Here is a 23,651-nt window from a genome sequence, read left to right as displayed (position 1 = left end):
CGACATCGGCGGCCCGCCTCGAAACTTCGAAGAACGCGAAGGCCGACGCCAAGCCGGCCCATGGGGAACGCAATGAACAGTGCGATGAAGGACTCCAATGAAGTGCTGGTGGACTGCCAGTCCGTATGGAAAATTTTCGGTAGCCGCGCTCAGGCTGCCGTCAAGGCCATAACCGAACGTGGGCTATCCAAAAAACAGGTGCTGCAGGACTTCGACTGCGTGGTGGGCGTCTCCGATGCCAGCTTCCAGGTCCGCCGTGGTGAGATATTCTGCGTCATGGGACTCTCGGGGAGCGGCAAGTCGACACTGATCCGCCTCCTTAATCGTCTGATCGAACCAAGCCTCGGCAAGATCACGGTGAAGGGAAAGGAGATCGCCAAGCTGAATGCTGCAGAACTCCGCGACATGCGCGCCCGCAACATCGGTATGGTGTTTCAGAGCGTGGCGCTTCTCCCCAACAGGACGGTGCTGGAGAACGCCGCCTTCGGTCTTGAGGTGCGGGGCATTGCGAAAGAGGAGCGCAACAGGACCGCCCGCGCAACCCTCGAAAAAGTAGGCCTTGGCGACTGGACGTCGCGCTATCCCGTCGAACTGTCCGGCGGCATGCAGCAGCGCGTCGGCCTCGCCAGGGCATTGGCGGCGGACCCCGAAATCATTCTCATGGACGAGCCGTTCAGCGCGCTTGACCCGCTGATCCGCCGCCAGTTGCAAGACGAATTCCGCAACCTCACCAAGTCGCTTGGCAAGTCGGCAGTGTTCATCACCCACGACCTCGAGGAAGCCATCCGCATCGGCGACCGCATCGCCATCATGAAGGACGGCGTCATCGTCCAGGTCGGCACGGCTGAGGAAATCGTCACCAAACCCGCCGACGAGTATGTCTCCGATTTCGTGGCGGGCATATCCAGGATCCATCTGGTCAAGGCTCACTCCGTGATGCGTCCCGTGGCCGAGTTCAAGAGCTCGCAGCCGCAGTGTGATGTGAACGCGCTGCTTCGGACGTCGCCGGAGGCCGACATTGGCGAACTCATCGACCTCACCATGCAGTCCGAACGCGACGCGGTCGCTGTCGTGGAGAATGGGACCGTCATCGGTATCGTCACCATCCGTGGCTTGCTGCGAGGCGTTGCTGGGGCGCCCGCAAGAGAGCTCGCTGCGGCATAGTTCGGGAGGAGCGAAATGGACACGTCATTCATTACCGACACTTTCGATGCCTGGACGGACACGGCACTTGGCTGGATCAGCGACAACGGCGAATGGTTATTCGACGCTTTCAGGACCGTGCTTGAGGGCACTTACGACGGTGTCCTGTGGCTCCTGCAACTCGCACCGTTCTACTTGATCGCAATCATCGCGGCGCTGCTCGCATGGCGATTGATCAATCCCTTGTCTGGCGTCGTCGCCGGGGTCGCCCTGATCTTTTGTGCGGTCATGGGGCTCTGGACCGAAACCATGAGCACTTTGGCCCTGGTGACTACCGCCACGATCCTCGCCCTTGCCGTCGGCATTCCAGTTGGGATCGTGGCGGGCTTCGTCAAGTCGTTCAACCGGTTTCTCGAACCAGTGCTCGACCTGATCCAGACGCTTCCGCCCTATATCTACCTGCTTCCTGCGATCGCGCTATTGGGCTACGGGCCGGCGACTGCGCTCGTCGCTACTGTCATCGTCGCCATGCCGCCCGCCATCCGGCTCACGTCGCTAGGCATTCGGATGACGCCGCACGAATTTATCGAGCTTGGCCAGGCAAGCGGCCTGACGCCGTGGCAGATGTTCATCAAGATCAGGCTGCCTTTTGCCATCCCGAGCATAATGGCCGGGATCAACCAGAGCCTGATGATGGCCTTCGGCATGGTCGTCATCGCCGGCATCGTCGGTTCGGGAGGTCTCGGAGAGACAATCTACACAGCCGTGCGCACGCTCGACATCGCCACTTCGATCAACGCCGCGATCGCGATCGTCATCCTGACCATGATGCTCGACAGGCTCACACAGAGCGCGGCGCATCGCGCCGAGGGACGTGTAAGATGAACCTTGATCTGGTGCAGTTTTCGCCGGGGGCTTACCTCGCCCCCGCAGTGGATTGGCTGAACAAGAACTTCCATCCGTTCTTCGACGCGCTGACCAAGTTGATCGAGGCGGTGTTGGGCGCCATCGAAACCGCTCTGCTCTACCCGCCACCCTATGCAACGATCGTCTTGGCTGCCCTTCTCGCCGCGTTCTTCGTCAGCGTTCGGGTTTCCGTGGTGACAGCCATCGCGCTTGCATTCTGCCTGCTGGCGGGTTTTTGGACCGCTTCGATGCAGACCCTGGCGCTGGTGACGGTGGCGGTGATCATCTCCGTGTCGATCGCCTTTCCGCTTGGCATTTTGGCATCGCGCTACCGGAAGTTCGAAGCCGCGATCCGTCCCGTGCTGGACATCATGCAGACCGTCCCGCCATGGGTCTATCTCATCCCCGCCGTCATGATCTTCAGCCTCGGCCGCGTCCCGGCGATCATCGCGACGATCGTCTACGGCATTCCTCCGATGCTGCGCCTGACAACCCTGGCCTTCAACCAGGTGCCCAAAGACCTGCTGGAGCTCGGCCAAGCCACCGGCGCCTCGCCACGGTCTGTTCTGTTCAAGATCGAAATCCCTTCGGCCACCCCGACGCTCCTGGTTGGCCTCAACCAGTGCATCCTCCTGTCGCTGGCCATGGTCGTCCTGGCGGGCCTCGTCGGGGCTGGTGGTCTTGGAGCCGAGGTGACGCGGGGATTGACGCGGATGGAAATGGGCCTGGGCCTGCGGGCCGGACTGTCGATCGTCGCCGTCGCCATCCTTCTCGACAGGGTCTCCAGGGGCGTGCTGCAGCGCAGCCAGGCGCCTGGCGCGAAGGCCGCTTGAACCGCGAAGGAAAACACCATGCGCCGCAGTTTCTTCTGCATCGATTCCCACACCTGCGGCAATCCCGTCCGCCTGGTCGTGGGAGGCGGTCCCTTGCTGCCTCACATCCCAATTGCCGAGCGACGCGACCTGTTCGTACGCGACCATGACTGGATCCGGCAGGCATTGATGTTCGAACCGCGCGGACACGACATCATGTCGGGCGCGATCATCTATCCTGCGTACCGTCAGGATTGCGATTTCGCCGTGATCTTCATCGAAGTCAGCGGATGCCTGCCGATGTGTGGTGCCGGCACGATCGGGCTGGTGACGGCGGCAATCGAAGAGGGCCTCGTAACGCCGCGGGTTCCGGGAAAGCTGTCAATCGAGACGCCGGCCGGGAGGGTCGATATCCAATATGAGAAGCCGGGCGAGTTCGTGGACTCCGTCCGGATGTTCAACGTCGCCAGCTATCTGCATGCCGCGGACGTCGCCGTGGATGTCCCCGGTCTCGGTCGCCTCGTCGTCGACATCGCCTATGGTGGCAACTACTACGCCGTCGTCGAGCCGCAGGGTACATGGCAGGGTCTGGACGGCATGTCGGCGAGCGACATCGTCGGCCTCAGCCGCAGGCTCCGCGACGCGCTCGAACCCGTCTGCGATCCGGTTCATCCCGAAGACGAGAAAATACGCGGTGTTCATCACGCCATCTGGTGCGACAGGCCCTCAAGCAGCAATGCCGACGGCCGCGGCGCGGTGTTCTACGGCGACAAGGCGATCGACCGTTCGCCGGGCGGCACCGGAACTTCAGCGCGTATGGCGCAACTCTATGGTAAGGGACGACTGAAGGTCGGCGACAGCTTCCGCCAGGAAAGCCTGATCGGCACGGTGTTCGAGGGCCGTGTCGAGGCCGAGACCGACGTTGGGCTTTTCAAGGGCATACGGCCAAGCGTCGGCGGCTGGGCGAGGATCATCGGTCACAATACGATTTTCGTGGACGATCGCGATCCGCTGGCCCACGGATTCCAGATGCGATGACGACATGCACGCCTCTTCGCAATGTCCGCTCAGGATTTAGATCACGTCTATGCTCTGCGGGTCTGAAGGACCGCTTCTGAAAACCCATGCGCAAAGCCGCCGGTCTGCTTCCGTGAAGATCCTATGGGGATGGAAGGCGACCCGCGCTCTGCCAGAGTGAAGTTGCCAAACATCACCTGGAGGTCAGCATGCAAGCCAACACCACCAAAGCCCCGGCCGCTACCCGATCGACAATGTCGGCAGGCCGTGCATTTCGATATCCGAGGTTAGCCACGCCGTAAGGGAATATTCCGCTTTGCGAACTCACGGATTGGAACTTGTCGATCTCATTGCGCGAAGCGCGATGGATGCGGGATTTGCGGTTGAATTCGACGCCGCGGATTCTTGAGATTCCTCCGCCGCATCGAAATGCTAGTTTATTCATCGACTACATCAGGCAAAGTATCTTCGACGACGCTCAAATTTCGATCGAAAGCCTCGGTGTCGGATGCGTGGGCTCGGAGAGATCGCACCTTGTTTAGGATAGCCGCAACCGCCGCTTCTTTTTCTGGCGCTATGCGTGTTGTCACCGCTTTGGCCGCCAACGCGGAAAAATCTATGGCGGCATAAGGTGGCACACCTGCAGTGTCGCTTGCTTTCGGCCGTTCTTTCACGATGGTGCGCCGGCCCCGCGGCGGAGCCATACGCCCGGCTTTTGCGGCGAATGTCGCGCCGCGCCGCAGGCGGGTCTGCAAGAGGCCTGAGCGGTACGCCGATGCTGTCGGCACAATCGTCGGGAGCGCAGGAGATGGAACCGCCGCGGAAGCGTCCAACGCAGGTCTTTTCGTGCGCGAAGTGTCGGTAGAGGCGGGCAGGGGCATGAATGCGCGTTTGGCGAGCTGGCCGTCGGCGAAATAGAAATTGCGCGTGCCGAGGATTGGCAGTTCCCCACGCGGCAATATGATGACCTGGTTCTTGTCGAGCGTACGGATTTCATCCGGCCGCATGAGGGGCCGCCGCACTTCCTTGCGGTGCTCAGAGCGCGTGTAATAAGTGTCGAACAACGTTGCCTTGGTGCGCGTCACGTCTTTTTGCACGTCCGACGTTTCGCCAAGCTGCTCGGAAACGTAGCGCAGATCGTCAGCGTCCTGAGCACCGAAAAAGATCTGCACGCGAGCGGCGTTGATGAGCGTCTTGCGCCCTTCCTGGCGATAAATCTCGTCTACAGCCTTCAGCGACTGTACGAAAAACCACATAGAAACGCCATTGCCGCCGAGCACGCTCGCCATTTCGGTCACGTTCTCGAGCTTGCCGAGGTTCTGGAACTCGTCGAGCAGCACAAGCACCGGATGCTCTTCCGGACGCGGCATGGTTTCCGACATGAAGTTCATCATCTGCGTAATCAGGACGTTGAACAACGGTCCAAGCGACGTAATCTGCTCACGCCGCACGTCGAGATAGAGAGACATCCGATCACGCTTGAGCTTGCGAATATCGAACGTGCTGCGCGACGTAGCTCGCATCAGGCGCTCGTTGAGAAAGGGAGCCATGCCGGTGCGCACGCCGGCGTAGATTCCGGAAAACTGCCGCTCGGACATCTCAAAATAGGGCAGCAGGGTTTGCAGCGTGAAATGCGAACATTCGCGGCGGCGTTCCTCCCGCAGCGAGCCAATGAATTCCAGGAGCGGCTGCTCGGCACCGTTCATGATCTCGAGGATTGTGGCGAAGGTCTTCTTCTCGTTCGGGATCGCAGGCGATTCCATGACGAAGGACGCGATGCCGGTAAAGAGGAGGCGGGCGTCGTTAACCCAGTAGGGATCCGCGTTCGAATGGGGGCGCGGAAACAGCGCCGCAGCAATATTGCGAAGGTCGATGTCGCGCTGTGCTGAGTCCAGCGAGATGAAGTCCATGGGATTGTAGCATGCGGTATTGCCGTCCGGATCAGCCGGCGCGAAACGCACCACGCGGCTCATGGTCGAACGGTAGCCAGCAGTCGCCGCATAGGTCTCACCCCGTAGGTCGAGAACCACGAGCGAATGCAGCCAGGTCAAGGCGTTCGGGATGATGAGAGACGTACCTTTACCGGACCGCGGCGGCCCTATGACGAAGCCGCCGACATCATCGCCATCAATCCACAATTTCTTGCCGCCGATCAGCTTGCGCTGCGCCAAGCGGATCTTGCCGGAGCGCTGATCGCGGCCGGGCGACAGAATTCCGGCAAGCCTGCCGCCGGCTCGACCGACGAAGACGCCGCCAACTTTCGTCAGGCCGGTTTTTGATAAATCGCTCATAGTCATGAAGCGAGAGTCATTGCGCTTTCTCGGGCGCATGAGAAACAGGCTGACCAGTGGCAAGAGAAACCCTAACGCTCCCACTGCAACGGCGTATTGTACCCGGCCAAAATCCCTCGCCATCGTGTCCGCCCACGCCTGACGAACGACTGGCAAGGGATCGGCGTTCAACTGGTCGAACAGGACGTGGGAGCCCGTCCGGTACCAATCCGTCGCGGCATAGGCGACCGTGAAGAGCAGGACGCCCAAGGCCATCGCCATGAGCATCATGAAAATTGCTGTTGCGACTTTCTGCATGGATGGGGCCCGCTAGATCGTCTCGGCCTTGGTGAACTTGATCTCACTGATGCCGCGTCGTCCGCCTTCGGTGCGGACCATCTGGACGACCACCGGGATGACCTCGCGCAGGTAGTCGAGGATTTCGCTTCGTGAGAGGCCTGAACTGCCCTGCATGACCATCAGCGCCAGCCGCTCGTAGGCGGACCGGGCGGAATTGGCATGGACGGTCGTGAGCGAACCAGGATGGCCGGTGTTGATCGCCTGGAGGAACGCGAAGGTTTCAGCGCCGCGCAATTCGCCCAGTAGCAGACGGTCGGGTCGCATGCGAAGCGAGGCCTCGAGCAACTGTTGCGCTGAGACCTTGGCAAGGCCCTGGTCGCCCTTCGAGGCTATCAGGGTGACATTGTTGGGAGCCGGCAGCCTCAGTTCGCGAGTGTCTTCGATTGTGATGATCCGTTCATGAACCGGGACCTCCTTCAAGAGCGCATTCAAAAACGTCGTCTTGCCAGTCGACGTACCGCCTGAAACGACGATCGAGACGCGGTTGCGGACCGCGTATTGCAGGAAATCCATTGGCGACGTGTCGTGCAACATCTCGACAAGTCGCTTTTCTTCGGGTGAAAGCGCCAGGCCGCTGCCCATCGCCGTGTTTTCGAATGCGCCGAGATCGTTGTAGGCATCAAGGCTCATATCCATGATGACCTGCTTGCGGATCGAGATCGCCCCGCCTTCAGGAGCCGCCGGCGGCAAGATGCATTGGATGCGCTCCCCTGAAGGTAAAGCGGCTGACAGGACCGGCTTTTCTTCGTTGATCACCTGGTTGGTCGCCGAGGCGACGCCGGTCGAGATATGCCTAATCCAGCCGGGCGTGACCTCGCGCTTGACGACGTGCTCCATTTCCTTGGCGCCGAGGCGTTCGATGAACAATTCACCTGGCCTGTTGATTGCAATCTCGGACACCGCAGCTTCGTTCAAATAGGACCATATCGGCTCCAGATGAGCGCGCAGGACCGGAGCTCTCGCCCAAGGATCGGGGAGGGGATGGACGGCATTCATTTCACCGGGCTCCCATAGCCGGGATAGAAATGATCCTTCGGCGTGCCGTAGAGAGGCGTCGGATCGATCGCCTTCTTCGGCCGCCCGCCTGCCTTGAGGCGTGCAACTTCTTCCTGGACGGGATCGGCGTACAAATCGGAGAAATCGAGATCTCGCCGCACCAGCACGACGACCGATGTGCCCTGGTCGACGTAGACCGTCGGGCCAATGTTCTGCGTATCACGAAACGCCTCTTGCGCGAGTTGCTGCAGCGCGGTCGATGATTTGTCGAAGGCGATGCTACGCGCGTCGCGCTGCGAGCCATTGCCGCCATAAGTTACGGTCGTGGTCTCGCCGGTCACGGGATCGACCGTCGACACCTGGCGCTGTTGTCCATTCTGGCTACTATCGGAAAGCGAGGACAGATATTCAGAGACACCGCCAACGACGGAAAGCATGATGGCGTTGCCGTAGCGTTCAACCCAGTGCGTATCGACACGCCCGCCCATGCCGCCACGGCCGAGCGCGTCTGCCCCAGGCGACTTGATATCGACGGAAATGCCGTCCGAGCGAATGACCCTGCTCCAGACGATGAAAACACGCTTTTGACCGCGCGCAAGCCCCGAGCGGTATTCCCCGGTCAGGCGCGAGCCCTTCGGAATGAGGATTCGCCTGCCGTCGAGCGAGAAGACATCCTCACGCACGACTGCGCGCACGGCGCCGGGAAGGTCGGTGTTAACGGCGGTTTCCAAATAGCCGCGAATGATCGTTCCCTCTGGGATCAACGCATCGGTGCGTCGAAAAACCCTGGCTTTGACGATGCCGGAGGAACTTGCCTCAGACTGCGCCAGGAATGCCTTGTTGGGGTCACTGTCGGCGCCGGGGACCGGGATGATCTGACCGTCGGGCTCGATTTCGACCTGTGCCGCCTGGGCGCCGGCATCCGTCGAGCCGGTTTGATCATTCGTCACCATCTGGCTCGACCGCAGGCGTTCCCACACCGCTTTTTCGCGCTCGGCCGCCTCCGCTTTACGACGAGCCTCGTCCTCAGCCGCCGCCTTGCGTCGGGCTTCTTCCGCCTCGGCCTTGCGGCGTGCCTCCTCGGCCGCCATTTGCGCCTCCAGCGTGCGTCGCTGCGCATCAAGGTCGGCGCCCTCCTGAACGGTCTGATCGACATTATCGGCTTGTTGCGTGCCGTTCTGGACGTCAGCCGGTGGCGGCACCACGATCTGGTCGATCGTGCCGTCGGCAGGTTGCGGCGGCTCGTTCAACGTCGGCGGGCGGAACTCGGGCGGGTTGAAGTTTTCCTCGCCATCGCTGCGAACATCGCGCGATGCAGGCTCCCTGGGCCAGTTCAGCCATATCAGCGCGCCTACGAGCACTACGCCGAGGCCGACCAGGGCGATCCTGGTACCCACGCCCGCACCACGGCGCGCGACCGTCGGGCTGCCGTCCAGTTGGTTATAATCGATCTGGGTCATCACCGCCCTCCGCTGGATCCGAACAGGGTGGAACCACCCGTCAGTTTCGTTGGACCGTAGACCTGCTCGACTGGATCGATAGCGTTGGGTCGCGCCCGGTTGTAGAGGCAGAGCGTCTTGCCATCGGCCCGCAAGGTGAATTGCCGTGCGACCTTGTCGATGACTGTGTATTTGCCCTGAGTACGAACGTTGACCAGGGACTCATGGCGCTTGTCGTCGACAACGAAGATTGCCGGAATGTCGCCCTTGAACTCCAGAAACAGCTTGGTGCCGTCGTCGAATACGGTGCGCGGCTTCAGGCTGTCGTCGCCCTTGTAGGCGTAGTCGTAATTGAGATCGGCATAGTTCAGGTCCTTCAAATCCGGATCGGTTGCGCTCTCCTTGGCCTGTGAGAGCAGGCGCGCGTTGATATCCTCGTCCGGGTATTTGAACCGGACCTGGAAGGATGCCCGGTCACGGCTATTGTCAGTGGCCTGCAGCAGCAGGGAATAGACGCGCCGGTTGGTGACCACGTTGACGTTGGTCCAGGCATCGCGCTCCAGCGGCTTGACGAACAGAAACCGCGATCCGCGTTTGGGGATGATCGACCAGCCTTTCGTGTCGCCAGCCGACACGGTTTCGATGACTTCGGTCGGACTGAGTTCGACCATCGTGGAAATCCCAAGAGCGGCGCGCACCGACGTCACGTCGTCATTGTTGAAGGTGACATATCGGATGCGGCCGTCGCGTGCCGCCGCGCTGTGCATCGCGCCGAGCAGAAGGGCGGCCGATAGGACGAGGCCCGCGCGCCGTCTCATTGCAGGCTCCCCGCGGCCGGGGCCGATTCCTGGTCGCGGCGGTAATCCGTAACCTGAAAACCCAACGGGTTGTCGAAACGCCATTCGTTCTTGAGCGGCGTTGAGGTGTAGCGGAATTTTATCACCGCCACCCAATTGTCGGCGGTGGACGAATTGTCCCGCCGCGTCGTCGTGGCAAAGCGCACCGAGGCTGTGTTGCGATTGAGCAGGGAAACCGATTTGATCTCGACCGAGACAGTGACATTGCGGCCAAAAATCTTGTCCAGCGATTGTGGGTTTGCTGGCGTGAAAAGCCATGTCAAATCCTTGGACGCGGCTTCGGTCGAGTAGAGCTGTGCCAGGTCGTAATTCTGTTTCAGTTCACGCGAATCGTAGGTTTCGCGGGCCCTGATGTAGCGGACCAGATTGGCCGTCGTGACGGCCTCGTTCTGGGACAAATCTCCAGGCTTCAGCGCGCGCATGATCTCGAGGTAGCCCGTCGATTTGTCGACCTCCACAACATACGGTTCGAACTGCCGGAGGGGCAGGATCAGCACGAGCGCCAGCAGCGACAGCACCGCAACCAGTCCCGAAATGCCGCTGACGATCCAGGCCAATGTACGCGATCGGCGCATTGACCTGTGCGTGTCGTCTTCCCAGGTCGCGCCTGCCCTGTAATAGCGCTTGTCGACGAGTTCGCGGCTGCTGCTGGCAGGTGTTTCCATTGAGATTGACACTTTACTATTGCCTCGTTTGCGCGGCGATCCTGATCCGATCGAGGGCCGCGATCCGTGATAGTTCTTGTGTTCTAGCCCAGAGGCCTGGAGTTATCGCGCGCACCTTGCTGGATGGCGGTCCGGGTTGCGGCATCCGCTCTGGCTGCTCGCGAAGATCGAAAACTGTTTGTCGCGAGCTGCCGGGCGCCGCGAGCGGCACGGCCGGCGGCCCATCGCGCGCCGGAATAGCGCACGGCATTCCTTCCGAAGTTTCTATAAGGGTTGTATGCGCCCACAGTGCTGAGATACCCGCCGCCATTCAGGATCGAAGCAATCGAGGGTATCTGCATGAGAACGTAGATGCCGATGATCGTCACCAGCACCAAGGGCAGCACCAGCGACATTTTGCTGTCCATGGTCGCTCCGCCGGACGTGGCGGTGTTCAGCGCCGCATTGACGAGCGAGAAGTAGAAGCCGAGAAAGCCGTAGATGAGCACTTGCTGAATCATCAGAAAGGTGGTGAGCGAAAGGAAGCCTTCGCTCATGCGCGAGGACCAGCGGTAAAGCCAAAGGATGGTCCATATGGGCGCCAAGGCGAGCGTGATGAACAACATCACCTTGGCGGCGATGATCGCGGCCATGGCAAGCGCTGCGAAGATGATGGCCGACAGCAGAACCAGCAGCGACAGCAGCGCGCCAAAAATGTCATAGAAGGATCCGCTGTAGACCTGATTGGCCACGTCTTGCGCCCCTTGGTAGAGGTTGTCGATCAGCGCTGGAATTGCCGCCTGATCGCTGAGCTGATTGCCTGTGGCTCGCGACACGGCGCCTACGATCACCTTTCCGACCTCATCTGGAATGCTTTGCACAAGCTGGTATATCGTCGCGGAAAATGTGCCCCATCCGGTCAGCAGCAGATAGATGATGACGGCGCGGCCGAGGCGATAGGCCGCTTCGATTGGCGAAATCGACTCCCGCCCGCTCAGGATCGAATAGCCCCACCACGCGATATAGAGGGTGAGCATGAGGGTGAAGACGTTGCCCATCGCATTGCCCAACTGCATATAGACGGTGCGAACGAAGTCCTCGCCGATGTTGTCAATGCCACCGAGGATGCTTGCGGCGAGACCGTTCATGGATTCTCGTCAACGATGCTAGCGAACGGCGTTGAATTGACCGGCTTCAGCGCGCCGCATTCGTCGGCGTGGGCATACGCCAAAGGCCCGCACGGAACTTTCAGTTCACGATTTGCACATCCAAAAAGCACTGCGCCGAGCCCGATCGCAGCGCATATGCGCACCACTCGCCTCGACAAGTGCTTAGCCTCCGCTCTTGCCAAATTCCGCGAACGGATTGACGTCGCGCGGTGTCATCATTTTCTGCACCTGGCTCTGGCGAAGAAGATCTCCCTTCAGCTTCTCATTCAGGGCCGCGACCGCACCGTTTTGGACGCCGATCAGTTCGTTGACCGCACGCGCGTTTTCCAGCTGCATTCGTGTGTTCTGGTCCACCGAACCCTTGACGTCCTGCGACTGCCCGATCTGCCCACTCGCGGACTGCAATGACTGTTGGCGCTGGGTGACGCCCTGCGAGGCCTGCGAGGTCAACGCGCTTAGCAGCGACGCCACGTTGACGCTGCCGCCATAGGCGGTGTTGACGGCGCTCGTCTCCTTGCCGGCAATCTGCTGGAGCTGCTTCACCAGCTGCAGCCCATTGATGACGGCGCCGGCGATTTTCTGGATTTCGGGCGACAGGCCACCAAACGAAAGCGCACCGCCGTTCAGGATCGATCCGAACGACGGCGCCTGGGCGATCGACATATTGCCGGCGAGGCCCATTTGTCCGATCCCGAGCGAACCGTCACGACTGCCGCTGAGAGCCTGCAGGATCTCCTCGCTCTTTTTCAGAATATCCTTGTTGGAGTCCATGATGGAGTTGGTGTTTTCCGCATTCTTGCGGGCTACATCGAGATTGGCGCCATCAATGACGGCAATCTGTGCATGGGCCGTGCTTGCCCAAAGCGCCAGACTGGCCGCAATCGCGAATTTCTTCATGTGAGCCTCCTATTGCTGTAGAGAATCGATGACGCCGGCAGCGCCAGCAGGGTCGGTGGTAATGATCATCGAGCGGCTGTCGGCCGAGCTTGCCCCCGCGTTCTCAAGTGCGCATGGTAGCCACTGGCCGCGATCAATCTTAAGCCGTTCCAGTTCCGCGGGATTGCAAGAGAACGGGTTTGGAGAACCGCTCTTCGGTTGTTGCACCAGCTTGGCCGACTGCGATGCCTGAACGTTCTGCATCGACAGAAGTTGTGCCAGCAATGCCGTGAAGTCGCCCGCCTGGGCGAAGTACTGGTTGGTGACATCGGCGTTGATCCCACGAGCCGACGAGTTCAGCTCCCAAGCGTCCTTGTATTCGGTCACCTGGCCAACGTTGCCCGCCAGCGCGTCGATCGCCGCGTCGTTGGCGCCCATCTGCGATGAGCTTGCATCAAGGCCGCCAGCCGCCTTCCTGACCGTGCCCATGGCCGCGTTCTGGGCCGTGCCGCCTGCGCCGTCGGCCGTTACGAACGAGAATGGTGGCGGCGCAGCGGCCGGAGCCTTGCCGCTCGACACGTATTCGTTGAAGTAGCTGTTCCAACGGCCGACGCCGCCGGCCCACTGGTTTTGCTCGCCTGCGTTCGATCCGTTGTAGAAGGAGGCGAGACAGCCATAATTCGTCGCCCCGCATTGCTTCACGCCCATTCCGAGATATTTGACGCCGCCTTCGACATTCTGCTCGTTCACGTCCCGGTCCAGTCCCATGGACTTGCCGGTGGCTTTGGTCAGCTGCATGACGCCTTTGACGCCGGTGTGGCTCCCGGCGCATGTGTCGAAGCGCGATTCCTGATAGGCGACGGAGAGCGCCAGGCCTTCGGGCACGCCGTATTTTTGCGCATAATAGCGGATCATCTTCACGTTGCCCGCGTCGCGCTGCAACGCGTCGGCCGGCGACCGGCGAAACATCTGTGAGCGGTATTTGTTCGAATAGGTGCAGACGACGCTTTTCTTCTTGTCGGTTTCGTCCTTCTTCGCTTCATCCGACGTCTTGCTGTGCTGCTCATCCTCTTGCCGCTTGTCGAGGTTAGAATCGTCGATGACCGCGATCTGAGCGATAGCCACGCTCATACTTTCCGCCGTCGCGAGAGCCACGGCGAGACAAGCGCTGCTAAGCCGCTTCGTCATGCTCGTTCTCCCAACCGCAGAAGTATGGCAGCCACATCTCCGGCTCGTCGCCGAAGGTCTCCCGGAGCCGTGCGCATTCCTTGCTGTTGGCTTCGTTCGAGGACAGGACCTTGATCAGATCGGGCATCGCCGACAAATCGAGCTTGGCTACGATCGAGTCGCTGTCGTGCTTGACGAGGAAGGTGCGTGTTTCCTTCGCGGTCCGGCGCACGAACTCGAATTCCTTCGCTGTCAGCGAGAAGCGCTCCATGTAGGACTCCTTGCTCGCCTTCGGGTTGGGGAAGAAAATGTTGGTCTTCGTTTGCTCGATCAGCGACGACGAGATGGAGGAACTGACGACGTCTTCCGCTGTCTGCGTGCCAAAGCCGACAACGCCGTTGCGGCGACGAATGGTCTTCAGTGTCTCGTTGATGAAAGCGGCGAAAACCTCGTCGTCCAACAGCTTCCAGCCTTCATCGAGGAAGAGCATGATCGGCGAGCCGTCGATGACGTCCTCAAGACGATGGAAGATGTAGAGCAAGGCCGCCGAGCGCAGCTTTCTGTCGCCCAGGATCTTGGTCATGTCGAACCCGACCACCGGTTTCGAGAAATCGATGAGATCGACGGGATTGTTGAAAAGCCAGCCCTTGTCCTTCGGGTCGAGCCAAGGCTGTATCCGCGCGGCCAGATCGTTCATGCCGGGCATGAGGGAGCCCCGAAGCACTTCCGGCAGCAGGTCGAAGGTTCGCTGTTCGCGCGAAATCTTGTAGATCATGTCGACGGCGGCGTTGATGACGCGCATCTCCGCCACGTCCAGCGTGCCGCCTTCCGGCGTCAGAATATAAATGAGCAAATCTTCCAGGAAAGAACGGTTTTCTGCCGTGTCCTCGAGCTGCAATGGCGCGAACCCGGTCGGCTGAGAAGGCTCCATCACCTCGTAGCGACCGCCCAGCGCCCGAACAAAAATTTCAGCGCCGCGCATGTAGTCGAAATAGACACATCGCGGCCGCGGCATGATGCGCATGGCCTGCGCCATCAGGAACGACAGCACCACGGTCTTGCCCGAGCCGGTCGGGCCGAACACCGTGAAGTGGCCGACATCGTGAACGTGGAAATTGAAATAATAGGCCGTCTGGCTGGTCGTTTCGAGCAACGCGATGGGCCGTTTCCAATGCAGCCGCTCACGTTGGCCGGAGGGGAAATTGTGTCCGGAGAAAAGACCGGCGAAGTTAAGCGACGAGATCAACGCACGTCGCGCGATGTAGCTGAAATTTCCCGGCAACTGCGCCCAGAAGGCCAGTTCCGTATTCAGTGTCTCGCGAACCGGCACGATCGACATGCGCGAAAGCTCGGCCGTGATATCGGATAGCGCACGATTGAGCCCAGTCATGTCCGGTGCCAGGGCCATGACGCTCATATGATGTTGTCCGAAGACGACTTCGCCGCCGGCCAGCTTGTCGGCACCGTCGTGGACGGACTCCTCGACCGTCGTGCCCGCCTCGTCGGAACCCTCGACCTGGTTCGCGATGGTGTTGATCCTGCGCATCGCGGTTACCCGGTCTTCGATGGCAAAACTCTGCGTCAGGACAAACTCGTGTGGCAGGCGCAAGAGACCGTCCAATGAGCCCGGCGCGGTGAACGGTGGATATTCCTTGATCGACACCATGGCGCCGAGTTTGCCGGCGTCCGGCCCGCGAAGTTCCAGCGCGGATTTGCCGAAAAACAGCTGTCGTGTCGCCAGCACATCACCAAGGGACATGCGCGGCAAAGGCATTTCCACGTCGCGGCCGCCGGCGAGGATCTTCGCCAAAAATTCCGCAGGCTCGGAAAAGAAGCTGTTGCGGCGCTTCACGACACCGAGAAGACGCGCACCATAAGCGGTAAAATCCTTGACGACGCCGTCGAGAACGTCACGCAATTCGGCCATCGCCTCTTCGCGGGTTTCTTCGCCTGCGGTACTTATGCGAAACGCATTGAGCGCCTTGTCCACCCAGCCGACGCGACCGACCATCGGTCGGCGTATGATCGCCAGATACGCCTCGTTGACGAATAGGTTTTTCGCCCCGAGCTCATCCATGTAGCGGGCGTCGAGCTCGGCCACGAAAGGATTGTCAAAGTCGCCATCGATCTCCGGCGTCACGTGGCGGCGAATGATCGTTGTGTAGACCGCAAAGCGAGACGTCGAGAGATTGCGGAACGTAGTGTTGCGGTTGAACATGCGGCTGTTCAACTCGGCCTGGTCCATCGTCTGGAACGGCAGGCCACTAAGCTGGATTACGCCGACAAGAAATCCGCTCTTCGTCACGATCAGATTGTCATCGGTATGGCGAAGGTAGGGGATGTGCATCGCCGCGGGCTTTTCGCGGCGGCGCTCACGGCCAAATTTGAGGTCGGCATCGAGGCTCATGGCGAATAGCTCCTCGCGCCCCAGAAAGTAAGGTTCGCCACCGCTCCGCGTTTGGAGACGCGCCGCTCGAAAATGTGGAACATGTAGGGATCGCGCTGGCACAGATATGCGCTGACCAGATGCACCACCCCGAACACGCCAAGGCCGAGCATGAAGCTGCTGGTGGCAATAAAGCCGATCACCGCCAGAATGCCGTTCAGCGCGAACACCTCGTAGCGCACCCCCCATTTCATCGGGGGACGTGTCAGTGGCAGGCTGACCGGCTCGACATAGACTTCCTCGTCATCCATGCCTCAGCTGCCTCCCGCGGTCGCGCGAACCGCATCCACCAGCTGCGCAGCGCCGAAGATCAGAGCGATGCCAATGATGATGGAGAAAGCCATCATCCACGCCAGCCGGCCCGTCATGGCGAGGAAGCCGAGAAAACAGACCGCGATAATGGCGAATGAGCGCGCTATGTCGCCCTGCAGAACTCCAACGAACCACTGGAGCACATTTTCAACTGGTGCCGCCGACTGGGCATACGCAGTAGCTGGCGCGAGAGCTATTCCGACCGCCGAGGCCAAGGCCAGTTTCAGCGCAAATTTGCCCGCTTTCCTGTATTCCACCCCTTGGCTCCTTTCAGTTGCCGAGATCCATGACATGACCATCCTGCCAAGCGTCCTCGCTTGCTGGCGGTGCGGCCGCGAGCGTTTCGGATTTGGTCAGGGCGGACTTCTTCACCACACCGCCGAACTTCCAGCGGTTGAGTATTTTCACGATGTATTCCGCCGTCTCCGGATTCACCGGAATGCCCTGCGACTTGTAGACGCTGTTGGGCCCGGCGTTGTATGCCGCCAGCATCAGAAGCGGATCCCCGAATTCTCCATAGAGTGATTTGAGATAGCGAAGGCCAGCCCGGACATTTGCGTGTGTATCGCAACGATCGCTGACCCCTAGATCGGCCGCCGTGCCTGGCATCAGCTGCATGATTCCCAGCGCTCCGGTCTTGGAAGGACCCTGACTGGCGCCGAGATCGCTTTCGGCCCATGCAATCGCCTCGGCCAGATCGGTGTCGAACCCTTCGTCTTGCGCGATTGAACGCACAAGTCGGGAGACGTCAGCCCGATTTCCGGTCTTACACGCCCCCGGCCTTTGCGCCCCGACTCCGGAAAGGGCTTGCGCCGGTGTTGCGAAGGCGATTGCTACGCGGTCTGATGCCAGGTCCCGGCCATGCGCTTCCAACGGCATCATGGCGCCAAAGAGAGTGAGCAGGGGAGCGAATCGAGTGTTCATAGTGTCGCCAAAATTTAACACTTTACTATGGCTACACGCAGCCCTAGTAAAGTGTCAACACGATATCGATCGCAAGGACGGATTTCGATGAAACAGACTGCCCTTTGTACGGTCTTGCTGCTCCAGGGCACCGTGGCTTATGCTGCCGGCGCCGACGCCCCGAGCGCCTTCGCGCAACCCTCAGAGCACTACCTGCTCCAGTTTGCCAAGCCGGGCGAGAAGGTGTTCGTCTATGAACGCTACGATGCAAAAGGCGCGCTCTTTCAGCGCGATGCGGCGACCCTCATCTCGCCGGTCAAGGTGCCGTCGGCGACCGAGCGCGTCATCAACGGCGTGACGTACCGGCTGCGCGGCCTTGCGGCCTGCCCCAAACCGAAGATTGCGTACAAGACGCAGCAATGGGACTGCACGAAGGCCGCGCAGGACTATGAAGAGGTAATCTACAACGATCGTGCGTCTGTCGTGCTTTGCAAAACACTTGTGCTGCAAAGCAGGAAGGGTGAACCCGATGCTGTGTCGTGCTTCTCGCTCGTGGGTGCGGGCAACGCAAACGACCCGTACAACGTCGCCTACGACGATGACGAAATGGTTTTTTTCGACATGGCGGCGATCGGACGCAACAAGGACGGCAAGTCGCTGCGCCCCGATCTAGAGCATTCGGCCGACCTCGGTGGTCAGTTCCAGGAATGAAACAGGCGAGCTTTGCAGTGCTGGCCGCATTTGGTTTGTGCGCATCGGCACATGCCCAGGATGCATCCGAGTCTGCCGTGCCAACGCCCCTCGCGGTATCGAAATCGGCTCAACTGCTGACGGGAGATACCTGGCGTGACGGAGACCACCTTTTCCGCCTCTATGGCGTCCAGTCATGTCTTCGAGGGACGTCAGCCGAAGAGCCAAATGGGAACAAAATCGATTGCGGAAACACCTCGCTGGCGCACCTTGCTGCGCTGTTCGATAGCGCGGCGGTTACATGCCAGCCAATCGGCTACGCCTTCGACAAGGCGGTTTTTGTCGTGTGCGGTGCGCAGCTCAATGGCGAAACAATCGACGTCGGCACCGCGCTGATAGCGACCGGATACGCGTTTGCCGCAACGACAGCAAAGGGCAAAGCCGTCAATGAGAACTACCTCGTCGCGGAAATCAACGCGAAGATGAAACGTGCAGGTTTGTGGGGCACGACGTTTCAACATCCTGTGCAGCTGCTGCTGAGCCAAGGGTTGGAGAGACAAGAATGAAGCAAGACGATGAGGCGCACAGATATTACTATCCCGTCGAAGGACGCGGTGACGGTGCTATTGGTGGAGCCGCTGCATTCATCGCGATCATCTTGGTGCCGGCAGGACTCTTTGCGGCCTGGAATACTGTGGTCTCATGGATTTCAGCGCTTTTCTCTTAGGACTCCAGTTTCGTGAAAGAATCGAGCAACGCGCGCAAATCGTCGACATCAATCTCGCACCAGCTATGGGCCGTCAGCCGTTGGAAGTGGGCAGCCTTCATTTTCATTTCCGCGATAGTGATTACCGGGGCAATCGCAGCACGCCTTCGCAGTGCGGCCTCCTCCGCCATGACCGCGTCCAGCCTCTGACCCAGCAAGATCGCGTCCGTACCCTCGGCCTCCATTGCTCGCTTGCCCAGACGTTCAAGCTCTGCAATGCTCCGACGATGTTCCGCAATCAGTTTCGCGACGCCTTCAGCCGCTACCACCTGTCCGTTGCTACAGACCAATTGAATAGACATCGACCGGCTCCACGTAACTGACTTGGGGGGCGAGAAAATATCCCTCTGCTTCTCGGGCTCCCGAAGCCCTGGCTTCCCCTGCCTTTCGCTCATCCGAGCACACTCCGCCCTGCCATCAGACAAAACGTTTCAGAATCTATGCCGAAATTGCATATCCCGAATTTGACCCTGGCGCCGGCGCGACCAGCCGACGGTGCGAATAGACAGTCCCATGCGGTCCTTCTGCTCGGCGAAATATGCCCGACACGGGCGCGGGGTCGGGAGCATGTCCGGTTTGCCGTGCTTGATATTCTTCGGCATCGGCCTGCCTTCGGCGCCGGTGTTGGTGCTGGCCAGCAACTTGCGTCGACTCTGTCGCCGGCAACTAGAAGACCAGGGAACCGGCCGAAGGTGCGCCGGTCCATGATCTGAACTCGGACTGCTCATCTGACAGCCCGTAAAGTCTGTAACACCAGGATTTTTAACATCATCACCGCTCGTAAGGTGGGCGCCTGCCCTGCGACCGATCCGGGCAGTCAGTCCCTTGACTGGTCTCTCTCCTCGCCGGCCAAAAATCGAGTTGACAAAACCGTTGATTGAGGACGAAGGCACGATAAAATACGAAGCCTAGCGAAATGGAACGAAACTAGAGCCCGTAAGTCATTGGTTACGAACGGAAAGTTATTTCTCCCGGCGCCGAGAGACGGGAGTGATTTCAAAGAATTATTCAAGCGATTGGCGGCGGCGGGTGCGGGTCGGCCGTTAGGCAAAGACGGGTTTCCTGCAGGCCCATGGACGCCCGAGCTTCTTGCAGAGGCGATTTCACAGATTGATTCCAATCAGGTTGGGGTCGATCTGAGAACGGTGCAGCTTTGGTTTCAGGAGAACGACAAGGGGATTAGCACTACCAACATTCGTTGGCTGGCGAGGATTTTTGGATGCGATGATCCGATCGCAACTAGCGAATGGCAGATGGAGCTTAGTGCGGCGCAATCGCGCTTATCGGCCAAGAGACGAGAATGGAAGAGAGCCGCAAGCAGGATTGCTCCAGATACCGCACTGACTGGGACTTTCGATGACAAGACAGACTCGCCGGCAGAGCTGACACGGTATACTGACGCCAAGGGGCCGAGGCGGCGGTTTAGTTTGGCGAGGAAATCGGAGGCGTTTTTTAGTTACGGATCTCCCCTGAATTTACCGGCGTCGGTGTTTGCCGGCATGACCGCCCTCGGCTTTTTGTCGTACATCATTGGTATCCACAACGTCACCTACGAGCGAGCCGACGGGCTCGTTAAGCAGGTTGGATTTCTTTGGGCCGCAAATTGGACACTCGACTTTATGGTGTTCTTACCGCTGTTTTTCTTCTTCGTTATAGAGTTGCTGGTCTTCTGGAAAAGTGAGGGGCGCAGAAAGCTTGCAGTGCAGGGCGATCAGGAAGGCGACGACGCCTGGTTGCGCAACGTTGACTCTTCCTCGTACACCTATTGGTCGGTTTTTTTGATTTGCTTGCTGTTCGCGGGTCTTTTTCAATGGATCGGCGTGTCCCTGATCCCGTTGATGAGGGGCGGTGGCAACTATGCCATGGATTGGGGGAAAATAGCTCTTGTGCGTCCTGAGATCATATCTGTCCCAGAAACAGTCGCTTTTACGGGGCTAGCCTACCTATACATGTGCCTGGTGTTTTATCTTTTCTTCGCAGGTCTCATTTTGGTCTACACGGTTGTTCATGATCTTTGGAGAATTGGGGACAGGCTGAAGAAGCTGTCGTATGTTGATCATCAGCAAGAACTCAATGAAGCCGGCCTCACAGTGATGCGTGCGGTTTTTCGGTGTACTGTTTTGGGGGTTCTGGTGGCCATATGGATGAAGGTCCAAAGCTCTTATCTGGCATCCAGTGGTGAGAATATTGTGGCATGGTTGGTCGGCGATATGTCTTCGATGTTCCAAGGTCGCGAGCATGTGACCAACGGGTTCCGCTATCGCATGCCGACGCATTACAGCAGCCTTCTTGTCGTTATTTCAACCTGTTTTGTATTTCTGTATGGCACCATCCGACTAGTTGTCGGGGGTCGAGTTCATACGCCTTTGTGGAAGATGTCGGCGGTCGTGGCGTTACTTGTTGTCAGCTACTTGTTGATCGACACGTTTGCCGGCTTTTCGACCCTGCTGGCCATTTCAGTGCTAGTCGCGCTTTACAGCCTGTTCGATCCAGGGTTGGGGCGATGGCGAGAGAGTGATTTGGGAAACAAACAGAGTGTATCATAGTTGGCTTGATCGTTGGGACGAACGCCGGGCCCTTCGCGGTGAGGAAGGGAAGAAACCAACGAATTTCGTCCTTGACGCGGAACGCGCCTTTCCATGTGCGAAGAAGATGACAAGTATCGAGGAATTCTGTGCCCTTGCGGACCAAGCCGTGGTTGATCTAGCCTTTTTCGATGAGCCGAGTGTGAGTGATCAGGGTTTTGAAAGGGTAGATGGGTGGCTCAAATTTCCATCGGACATTTCTACTGATGTCGAACAGAACAACGTCGTCTCGGCGAAAATCACAGAAAGCGGGGCGTTCGATCAGGCAATGGTGATTTTTCACCATTGGAATGCAAGCGCCCGGAATCGTCAGATTGCCAACTTTTTCTCGCAGCGTGGCATCACGGTTGTGGAGATTGCTATGCCTTATCACTTAGAACGTAGCCGTCCCGGCTCCGTCCACGCCGATTATATGCTTAGCCCTAATCTCGGTCGAACGATCCAATCTGTAAGGCAGGCAGTGCTGGATGGGCGAAAACTCATACGATGGTTGAAGAGCGAAGGCTATCGAGAGATTTCGGTTGTCGGTATGAGCTTAGGCTCGTGGGTTGCGGGGCTGGTCGCGGCGCACGACTCGGCTGTGTCAAAAGCCTCGCTGTTTCTGACGGCGGGGAGTCTAGCGGATATGGTTTGGACGGGTCGCGCGACACGACTGATACGTGACAGCATTGAGCCTGAGATTGAGCTGACCGATCTCAGAAGGGCCTGGGGTCCGCTTAACTTGGAGAATTACGAACTTTGTTTGGCACGGCCTGATCTCGATCTTCACGTTGTGTTGGCGAAGAGAGACAAAGTGGTGTTGCCAGAATTATCGGAGAGTTTCATGCGGAGGCTGAAGGATGCCGGTGCTAGGCCAAGTATTTTGGAATTAAACTGTGGTCATTATTCGCTCGCCATGCCGCCTTACATTTTGTGGGCCGGGTTGAGCTTGAAGCGGTTTCTGTCGTGCGCTGACAAGTCGGCCCGGCGAGCATGAGTGTGGCGTTGGCCGGTCAGTTCACCAGAAAATTCTCTGTTAGGCGTGCCTGCGCGTCCGGCTGCAGCCAATAACACGTAGTTCAGGTTGGTGGGACCTTATCCCAAAATAGGAACGTCCGTGGGTCAAGCTTCAACGCCTTGGCGATCGCGGCAATCGTGTCCACGCTGATGTTGCCGCTCGCGCGCTCCAGTTTCGTGAATGTCGCCTCCGCCACGCCGATCAGCTTCGCCATCTCATAGCGGAGCATATTGCGTCGTTGCCGCTCCATGTCGATGATGTGTGCAAGGCGCTTGCGGATCGCAGTTTCGTCCAGCTGATGCACCCATTCGGGGAGTTTTTTCCCGCCGGAGAGCAGTTCTGCGACAGACACTTGCAGGCCGTTTGCCATGATCTGCAGCGTCGTCAATGTGACATTATTTTTCTGCCGAACGGTCTGGATGTAAGTTCGGTAAGCGAGCCCTTCGCCTTCAGGGGTGCGGAACAGCTCGGCCATGTACATATGGGATAGGCCACGCTTGGCTCTCTCCCGCTCCAGCACGGTCGCAATGTTGACGCGCAAGGGGTTGTCGACCGCGCCCGCATCGTCTCGTTTCATAAATCGATGTAGTCGCACAAACCTGCCTTCTTGATTTGTCCTTTTTCGCACGAATCATCCATAGTAAAGTGTCAAAATCGCAACGAGGAAAAGGCTATGACCATGCTGAAACATTTCTTGGTGAGTGCCGCCGCCGTCGCGGGCGCCGCGGCTCTCCCATCCCAATCACAGGGATCGGAATGGGGCTGTCAGGTGCTCCTCTGTCTGTCCGGTGATTGGCAGGGCACTCCTTCTTGCCACCCGCCAATCTACAAGTTGATTGCGGCGATGGAAGCCCCGGGTTTTAACTGGCCGACCTGTCCACAAGCCAACTCCAGCGCCGCGAAATTTGAGAAGTATGAGGATTGTCCGCTTGGCTGGCAAGCAGTTGGTGCCAACTCCGACCGACCCGGAATGGGGCACGAACGGAACATCTGCCGCATCAGCTCCGACAGACTCACGATACCCGGCGTTCTCAAAAACAGCGGCCTCGGCGGACGTGATGAAGACGGATCACGACAGGTCCAACTCGAAATCGAAGGTAAGGTGGTGACGGCAAAAATCCAGACAAGTGGCAACGACAAAGGGCATTCCTTGGGTAATGGCCCAACCTACTACACCATCGCTCGACCGATGCGCGGAGAGCCCTGGTTCATCGAGTATGACGACGCGAACGGTATGCGCCAGAAAAGCTGGTTCAATCTCAACATGCCATAAGCCAAGCCATCACGCAGGACGAG

Annotated in this window: 24 protein-coding genes; 10 read left to right on the top strand and 14 right to left on the bottom strand. The window is 59.2% G+C overall.

Annotated features, from left to right (window positions below; all coding sequences use genetic code 11):
• Positions 1-72 precede the first annotated feature (72 nt).
• The 4 genes from NKI20_RS23480 to NKI20_RS23465 are packed head-to-tail and all read left to right on the top strand — an operon-like array spanning position 73 to position 3,899.
• The gene (locus NKI20_RS23480; protein ID WP_352834804.1) at positions 73-1,164 is read left to right on the top strand and encodes a quaternary amine ABC transporter ATP-binding protein; all 1,092 of its coding nucleotides are present in this window, start codon (positions 73-75) and stop codon (positions 1,162-1,164) included.
• A gap of 15 nt (positions 1,165-1,179) precedes the next feature.
• Positions 1,180-2,028, top strand: coding sequence for an ABC transporter permease (locus NKI20_RS23475; protein ID WP_352834801.1), 849 nt, complete (start codon positions 1,180-1,182; stop codon positions 2,026-2,028).
• On the top strand, positions 2,025-2,882 hold the full coding sequence (locus tag NKI20_RS23470) for an ABC transporter permease (protein ID WP_023758688.1): 858 nt from the start codon (positions 2,025-2,027) through the stop codon (positions 2,880-2,882). The genes NKI20_RS23475 and NKI20_RS23470 overlap by 4 nt, the downstream gene beginning before the upstream one ends.
• An 18-nt stretch (positions 2,883-2,900) precedes the next feature.
• Positions 2,901-3,899, top strand: coding sequence for a 4-hydroxyproline epimerase (locus NKI20_RS23465; RefSeq protein ID WP_023758689.1), 999 nt, complete (start codon positions 2,901-2,903; stop codon positions 3,897-3,899).
• 416 nt (positions 3,900-4,315) lie between these two features.
• Here NKI20_RS23465 and NKI20_RS23460 read toward each other — a convergent pair whose 3' ends face one another.
• The 12 genes from NKI20_RS23460 to NKI20_RS23405 form a co-directional block, all read right to left on the bottom strand.
• A complete protein-coding gene (locus NKI20_RS23460; protein ID WP_352834797.1) occupies positions 4,316-6,466 on the bottom strand; it encodes a type IV secretory system conjugative DNA transfer family protein in 2,151 nt (716 codons plus the stop codon).
• Between the two features lie 12 nt (positions 6,467-6,478).
• The gene (gene virB11, locus NKI20_RS23455; protein ID WP_352834794.1) at positions 6,479-7,504 is read right to left on the bottom strand and encodes a P-type DNA transfer ATPase VirB11; all 1,026 of its coding nucleotides are present in this window, start codon (positions 7,502-7,504) and stop codon (positions 6,479-6,481) included.
• On the bottom strand, positions 7,501-8,964 hold the full coding sequence (virB10, locus tag NKI20_RS23450) for a type IV secretion system protein VirB10 (RefSeq protein ID WP_352834791.1): 1,464 nt from the start codon (positions 8,962-8,964) through the stop codon (positions 7,501-7,503). Before virB10 ends, virB11 begins: the two co-directional genes overlap by 4 nt.
• Positions 8,964-9,761: a TrbG/VirB9 family P-type conjugative transfer protein gene (locus NKI20_RS23445; RefSeq protein WP_023758693.1), complete on the bottom strand. Its 798-nt coding sequence runs from the start codon at positions 9,759-9,761 to the stop codon at positions 8,964-8,966. The genes virB10 and NKI20_RS23445 overlap by 1 nt, the downstream gene beginning before the upstream one ends.
• Positions 9,758-10,465 carry a VirB8 family type IV secretion system protein gene (locus tag NKI20_RS23440; RefSeq protein ID WP_023758694.1) on the bottom strand — a complete coding sequence of 236 codons (708 nt, stop codon included), beginning with the start codon at positions 10,463-10,465 and terminating at the stop codon, positions 9,758-9,760. Before NKI20_RS23440 ends, NKI20_RS23445 begins: the two co-directional genes overlap by 4 nt.
• Positions 10,466-10,548: 83 nt before the next feature.
• The gene (locus NKI20_RS23435) at positions 10,549-11,592 is read right to left on the bottom strand and encodes a TrbL/VirB6 family protein (protein WP_023758695.1); all 1,044 of its coding nucleotides are present in this window, start codon (positions 11,590-11,592) and stop codon (positions 10,549-10,551) included.
• Positions 11,593-11,775: 183 nt separating this feature from the next.
• A complete protein-coding gene (locus tag NKI20_RS23430) occupies positions 11,776-12,510 on the bottom strand; it encodes a type IV secretion system protein (protein WP_352834786.1) in 735 nt (244 codons plus the stop codon).
• A 9-nt stretch (positions 12,511-12,519) separates the two neighbouring features.
• Positions 12,520-13,677 (bottom strand): transglycosylase SLT domain-containing protein, encoded by a 1,158-nt coding sequence (locus NKI20_RS23425; protein WP_352834783.1) that lies wholly within the window; start codon positions 13,675-13,677, stop codon positions 12,520-12,522.
• Positions 13,661-16,063 (bottom strand): VirB4 family type IV secretion/conjugal transfer ATPase, encoded by a 2,403-nt coding sequence (locus tag NKI20_RS23420; protein WP_352834780.1) that lies wholly within the window; start codon positions 16,061-16,063, stop codon positions 13,661-13,663. The genes NKI20_RS23425 and NKI20_RS23420 overlap by 17 nt, the downstream gene beginning before the upstream one ends.
• Complete coding sequence (locus tag NKI20_RS23415) at positions 16,060-16,353, bottom strand: VirB3 family type IV secretion system protein (RefSeq protein WP_023720449.1); 294 nt, start codon at positions 16,351-16,353, stop codon at positions 16,060-16,062. Before NKI20_RS23415 ends, NKI20_RS23420 begins: the two co-directional genes overlap by 4 nt.
• Positions 16,354-16,356: 3 nt before the next feature.
• On the bottom strand, positions 16,357-16,707 hold the full coding sequence (locus tag NKI20_RS23410) for a TrbC/VirB2 family type IV secretion system protein (RefSeq protein ID WP_156938516.1): 351 nt from the start codon (positions 16,705-16,707) through the stop codon (positions 16,357-16,359).
• On the bottom strand, positions 16,685-17,287 hold the full coding sequence (locus tag NKI20_RS23405) for a lytic transglycosylase domain-containing protein (RefSeq protein ID WP_352834776.1): 603 nt from the start codon (positions 17,285-17,287) through the stop codon (positions 16,685-16,687). Before NKI20_RS23405 ends, NKI20_RS23410 begins: the two co-directional genes overlap by 23 nt.
• 138 nt (positions 17,288-17,425) lie before the next feature.
• Between NKI20_RS23405 and NKI20_RS23400 the strand changes: the two genes are divergently transcribed.
• Genes NKI20_RS23400 through NKI20_RS23390 form a run of 3 tightly spaced genes read left to right on the top strand, consistent with a single transcriptional unit; the run spans position 17,426 to position 18,734 of the window.
• Positions 17,426-18,028, top strand: a complete 603-nt coding sequence (locus NKI20_RS23400; RefSeq protein ID WP_352834773.1) for a hypothetical protein — start codon at positions 17,426-17,428, stop codon at positions 18,026-18,028.
• Positions 18,025-18,573 (top strand): thermonuclease family protein, encoded by a 549-nt coding sequence (locus NKI20_RS23395; RefSeq protein ID WP_023758702.1) that lies wholly within the window; start codon positions 18,025-18,027, stop codon positions 18,571-18,573. Before NKI20_RS23400 ends, NKI20_RS23395 begins: the two co-directional genes overlap by 4 nt.
• On the top strand, positions 18,570-18,734 hold the full coding sequence (locus NKI20_RS23390; protein WP_156938519.1) for a hypothetical protein: 165 nt from the start codon (positions 18,570-18,572) through the stop codon (positions 18,732-18,734). Before NKI20_RS23395 ends, NKI20_RS23390 begins: the two co-directional genes overlap by 4 nt.
• Here the strand turns inward: NKI20_RS23390 and NKI20_RS23385 are convergent.
• Positions 18,731-19,075, bottom strand: coding sequence for a hypothetical protein (locus NKI20_RS23385; protein ID WP_352834770.1), 345 nt, complete (start codon positions 19,073-19,075; stop codon positions 18,731-18,733). The two genes, NKI20_RS23390 and NKI20_RS23385, sit on opposite strands and share 4 nt — an antisense overlap.
• Positions 19,076-19,717: 642 nt before the next feature.
• Between NKI20_RS23385 and NKI20_RS23380 the strand changes: the two genes are divergently transcribed.
• Both NKI20_RS23380 and NKI20_RS23375 read left to right on the top strand, forming a co-directional pair.
• Positions 19,718-21,319: an RcgA family putative transporter gene (locus tag NKI20_RS23380; RefSeq protein WP_031260018.1), complete on the top strand. Its 1,602-nt coding sequence runs from the start codon at positions 19,718-19,720 to the stop codon at positions 21,317-21,319.
• Positions 21,309-22,334: an RcgR family putative quorum lactone hydrolase gene (locus NKI20_RS23375; RefSeq protein WP_352834767.1), complete on the top strand. Its 1,026-nt coding sequence runs from the start codon at positions 21,309-21,311 to the stop codon at positions 22,332-22,334. The genes NKI20_RS23380 and NKI20_RS23375 overlap by 11 nt, the downstream gene beginning before the upstream one ends.
• A gap of 82 nt (positions 22,335-22,416) precedes the next feature.
• Here NKI20_RS23375 and NKI20_RS23370 read toward each other — a convergent pair whose 3' ends face one another.
• On the bottom strand, positions 22,417-22,932 hold the full coding sequence (locus NKI20_RS23370) for a helix-turn-helix domain-containing protein (protein WP_023758707.1): 516 nt from the start codon (positions 22,930-22,932) through the stop codon (positions 22,417-22,419).
• 96 nt (positions 22,933-23,028) lie between these two features.
• Between NKI20_RS23370 and NKI20_RS23365 the strand changes: the two genes are divergently transcribed.
• Positions 23,029-23,628, top strand: a complete 600-nt coding sequence (locus NKI20_RS23365; protein ID WP_352834763.1) for a hypothetical protein — start codon at positions 23,029-23,031, stop codon at positions 23,626-23,628.
• Positions 23,629-23,651: the final 23 nt, after the last annotated feature.

Source organism: Mesorhizobium sp. M0830, assembly GCF_040319965.1.
Lineage (GTDB): Bacteria > Pseudomonadota > Alphaproteobacteria > Rhizobiales > Rhizobiaceae > Mesorhizobium.
Note: the sequence above shows the minus strand (reverse complement) of the source record. Positions and strands in the feature narration are given on the sequence as shown.

What these genes read in the sequence shown, in the direction of transcription:
- NKI20_RS23440 (WP_023758694.1), bottom strand. Translation starts at nt 10,465, where the DNA reads ATGGAAACACCTGCCAGCAGCAGCCGCGAACTCGTCGACAAGCGCTAT.
- NKI20_RS23430 (WP_352834786.1), bottom strand. Translation starts at nt 12,510, where the DNA reads ATGAAGAAATTCGCGATTGCGGCCAGTCTGGCGCTTTGGGCAAGCACG.
- NKI20_RS23385 (WP_352834770.1), bottom strand. Translation starts at nt 19,075, where the DNA reads ATGTCTATTCAATTGGTCTGTAGCAACGGACAGGTGGTAGCGGCTGAA.
- NKI20_RS23420 (WP_352834780.1), bottom strand. Translation starts at nt 16,063, where the DNA reads ATGAGCCTCGATGCCGACCTCAAATTTGGCCGTGAGCGCCGCCGCGAA.
- NKI20_RS23370 (WP_023758707.1), bottom strand. Translation starts at nt 22,932, where the DNA reads ATGAAACGAGACGATGCGGGCGCGGTCGACAACCCCTTGCGCGTCAAC.
- NKI20_RS23365 (WP_352834763.1), top strand. Translation starts at nt 23,029, where the DNA reads ATGACCATGCTGAAACATTTCTTGGTGAGTGCCGCCGCCGTCGCGGGC.
- NKI20_RS23425 (WP_352834783.1), bottom strand. Translation starts at nt 13,677, where the DNA reads ATGACGAAGCGGCTTAGCAGCGCTTGTCTCGCCGTGGCTCTCGCGACG.
- NKI20_RS23390 (WP_156938519.1), top strand. Translation starts at nt 18,570, where the DNA reads ATGAAGCAAGACGATGAGGCGCACAGATATTACTATCCCGTCGAAGGA.
- NKI20_RS23435 (WP_023758695.1), bottom strand. Translation starts at nt 11,592, where the DNA reads ATGAACGGTCTCGCCGCAAGCATCCTCGGTGGCATTGACAACATCGGC.
- NKI20_RS23480 (WP_352834804.1), top strand. Translation starts at nt 73, where the DNA reads ATGAACAGTGCGATGAAGGACTCCAATGAAGTGCTGGTGGACTGCCAG.
- NKI20_RS23445 (WP_023758693.1), bottom strand. Translation starts at nt 9,761, where the DNA reads ATGAGACGGCGCGCGGGCCTCGTCCTATCGGCCGCCCTTCTGCTCGGC.
- NKI20_RS23475 (WP_352834801.1), top strand. Translation starts at nt 1,180, where the DNA reads ATGGACACGTCATTCATTACCGACACTTTCGATGCCTGGACGGACACG.
- virB10 (WP_352834791.1), bottom strand. Translation starts at nt 8,964, where the DNA reads ATGACCCAGATCGATTATAACCAACTGGACGGCAGCCCGACGGTCGCG.
- NKI20_RS23465 (WP_023758689.1), top strand. Translation starts at nt 2,901, where the DNA reads ATGCGCCGCAGTTTCTTCTGCATCGATTCCCACACCTGCGGCAATCCC.
- virB11 (WP_352834794.1), bottom strand. Translation starts at nt 7,504, where the DNA reads ATGAATGCCGTCCATCCCCTCCCCGATCCTTGGGCGAGAGCTCCGGTC.
- NKI20_RS23395 (WP_023758702.1), top strand. Translation starts at nt 18,025, where the DNA reads ATGAAACAGGCGAGCTTTGCAGTGCTGGCCGCATTTGGTTTGTGCGCA.
- NKI20_RS23470 (WP_023758688.1), top strand. Translation starts at nt 2,025, where the DNA reads ATGAACCTTGATCTGGTGCAGTTTTCGCCGGGGGCTTACCTCGCCCCC.
- NKI20_RS23410 (WP_156938516.1), bottom strand. Translation starts at nt 16,707, where the DNA reads ATGTCATGGATCTCGGCAACTGAAAGGAGCCAAGGGGTGGAATACAGG.
- NKI20_RS23460 (WP_352834797.1), bottom strand. Translation starts at nt 6,466, where the DNA reads ATGCAGAAAGTCGCAACAGCAATTTTCATGATGCTCATGGCGATGGCC.
- NKI20_RS23400 (WP_352834773.1), top strand. Translation starts at nt 17,426, where the DNA reads ATGAAACAGACTGCCCTTTGTACGGTCTTGCTGCTCCAGGGCACCGTG.
- NKI20_RS23415 (WP_023720449.1), bottom strand. Translation starts at nt 16,353, where the DNA reads ATGGATGACGAGGAAGTCTATGTCGAGCCGGTCAGCCTGCCACTGACA.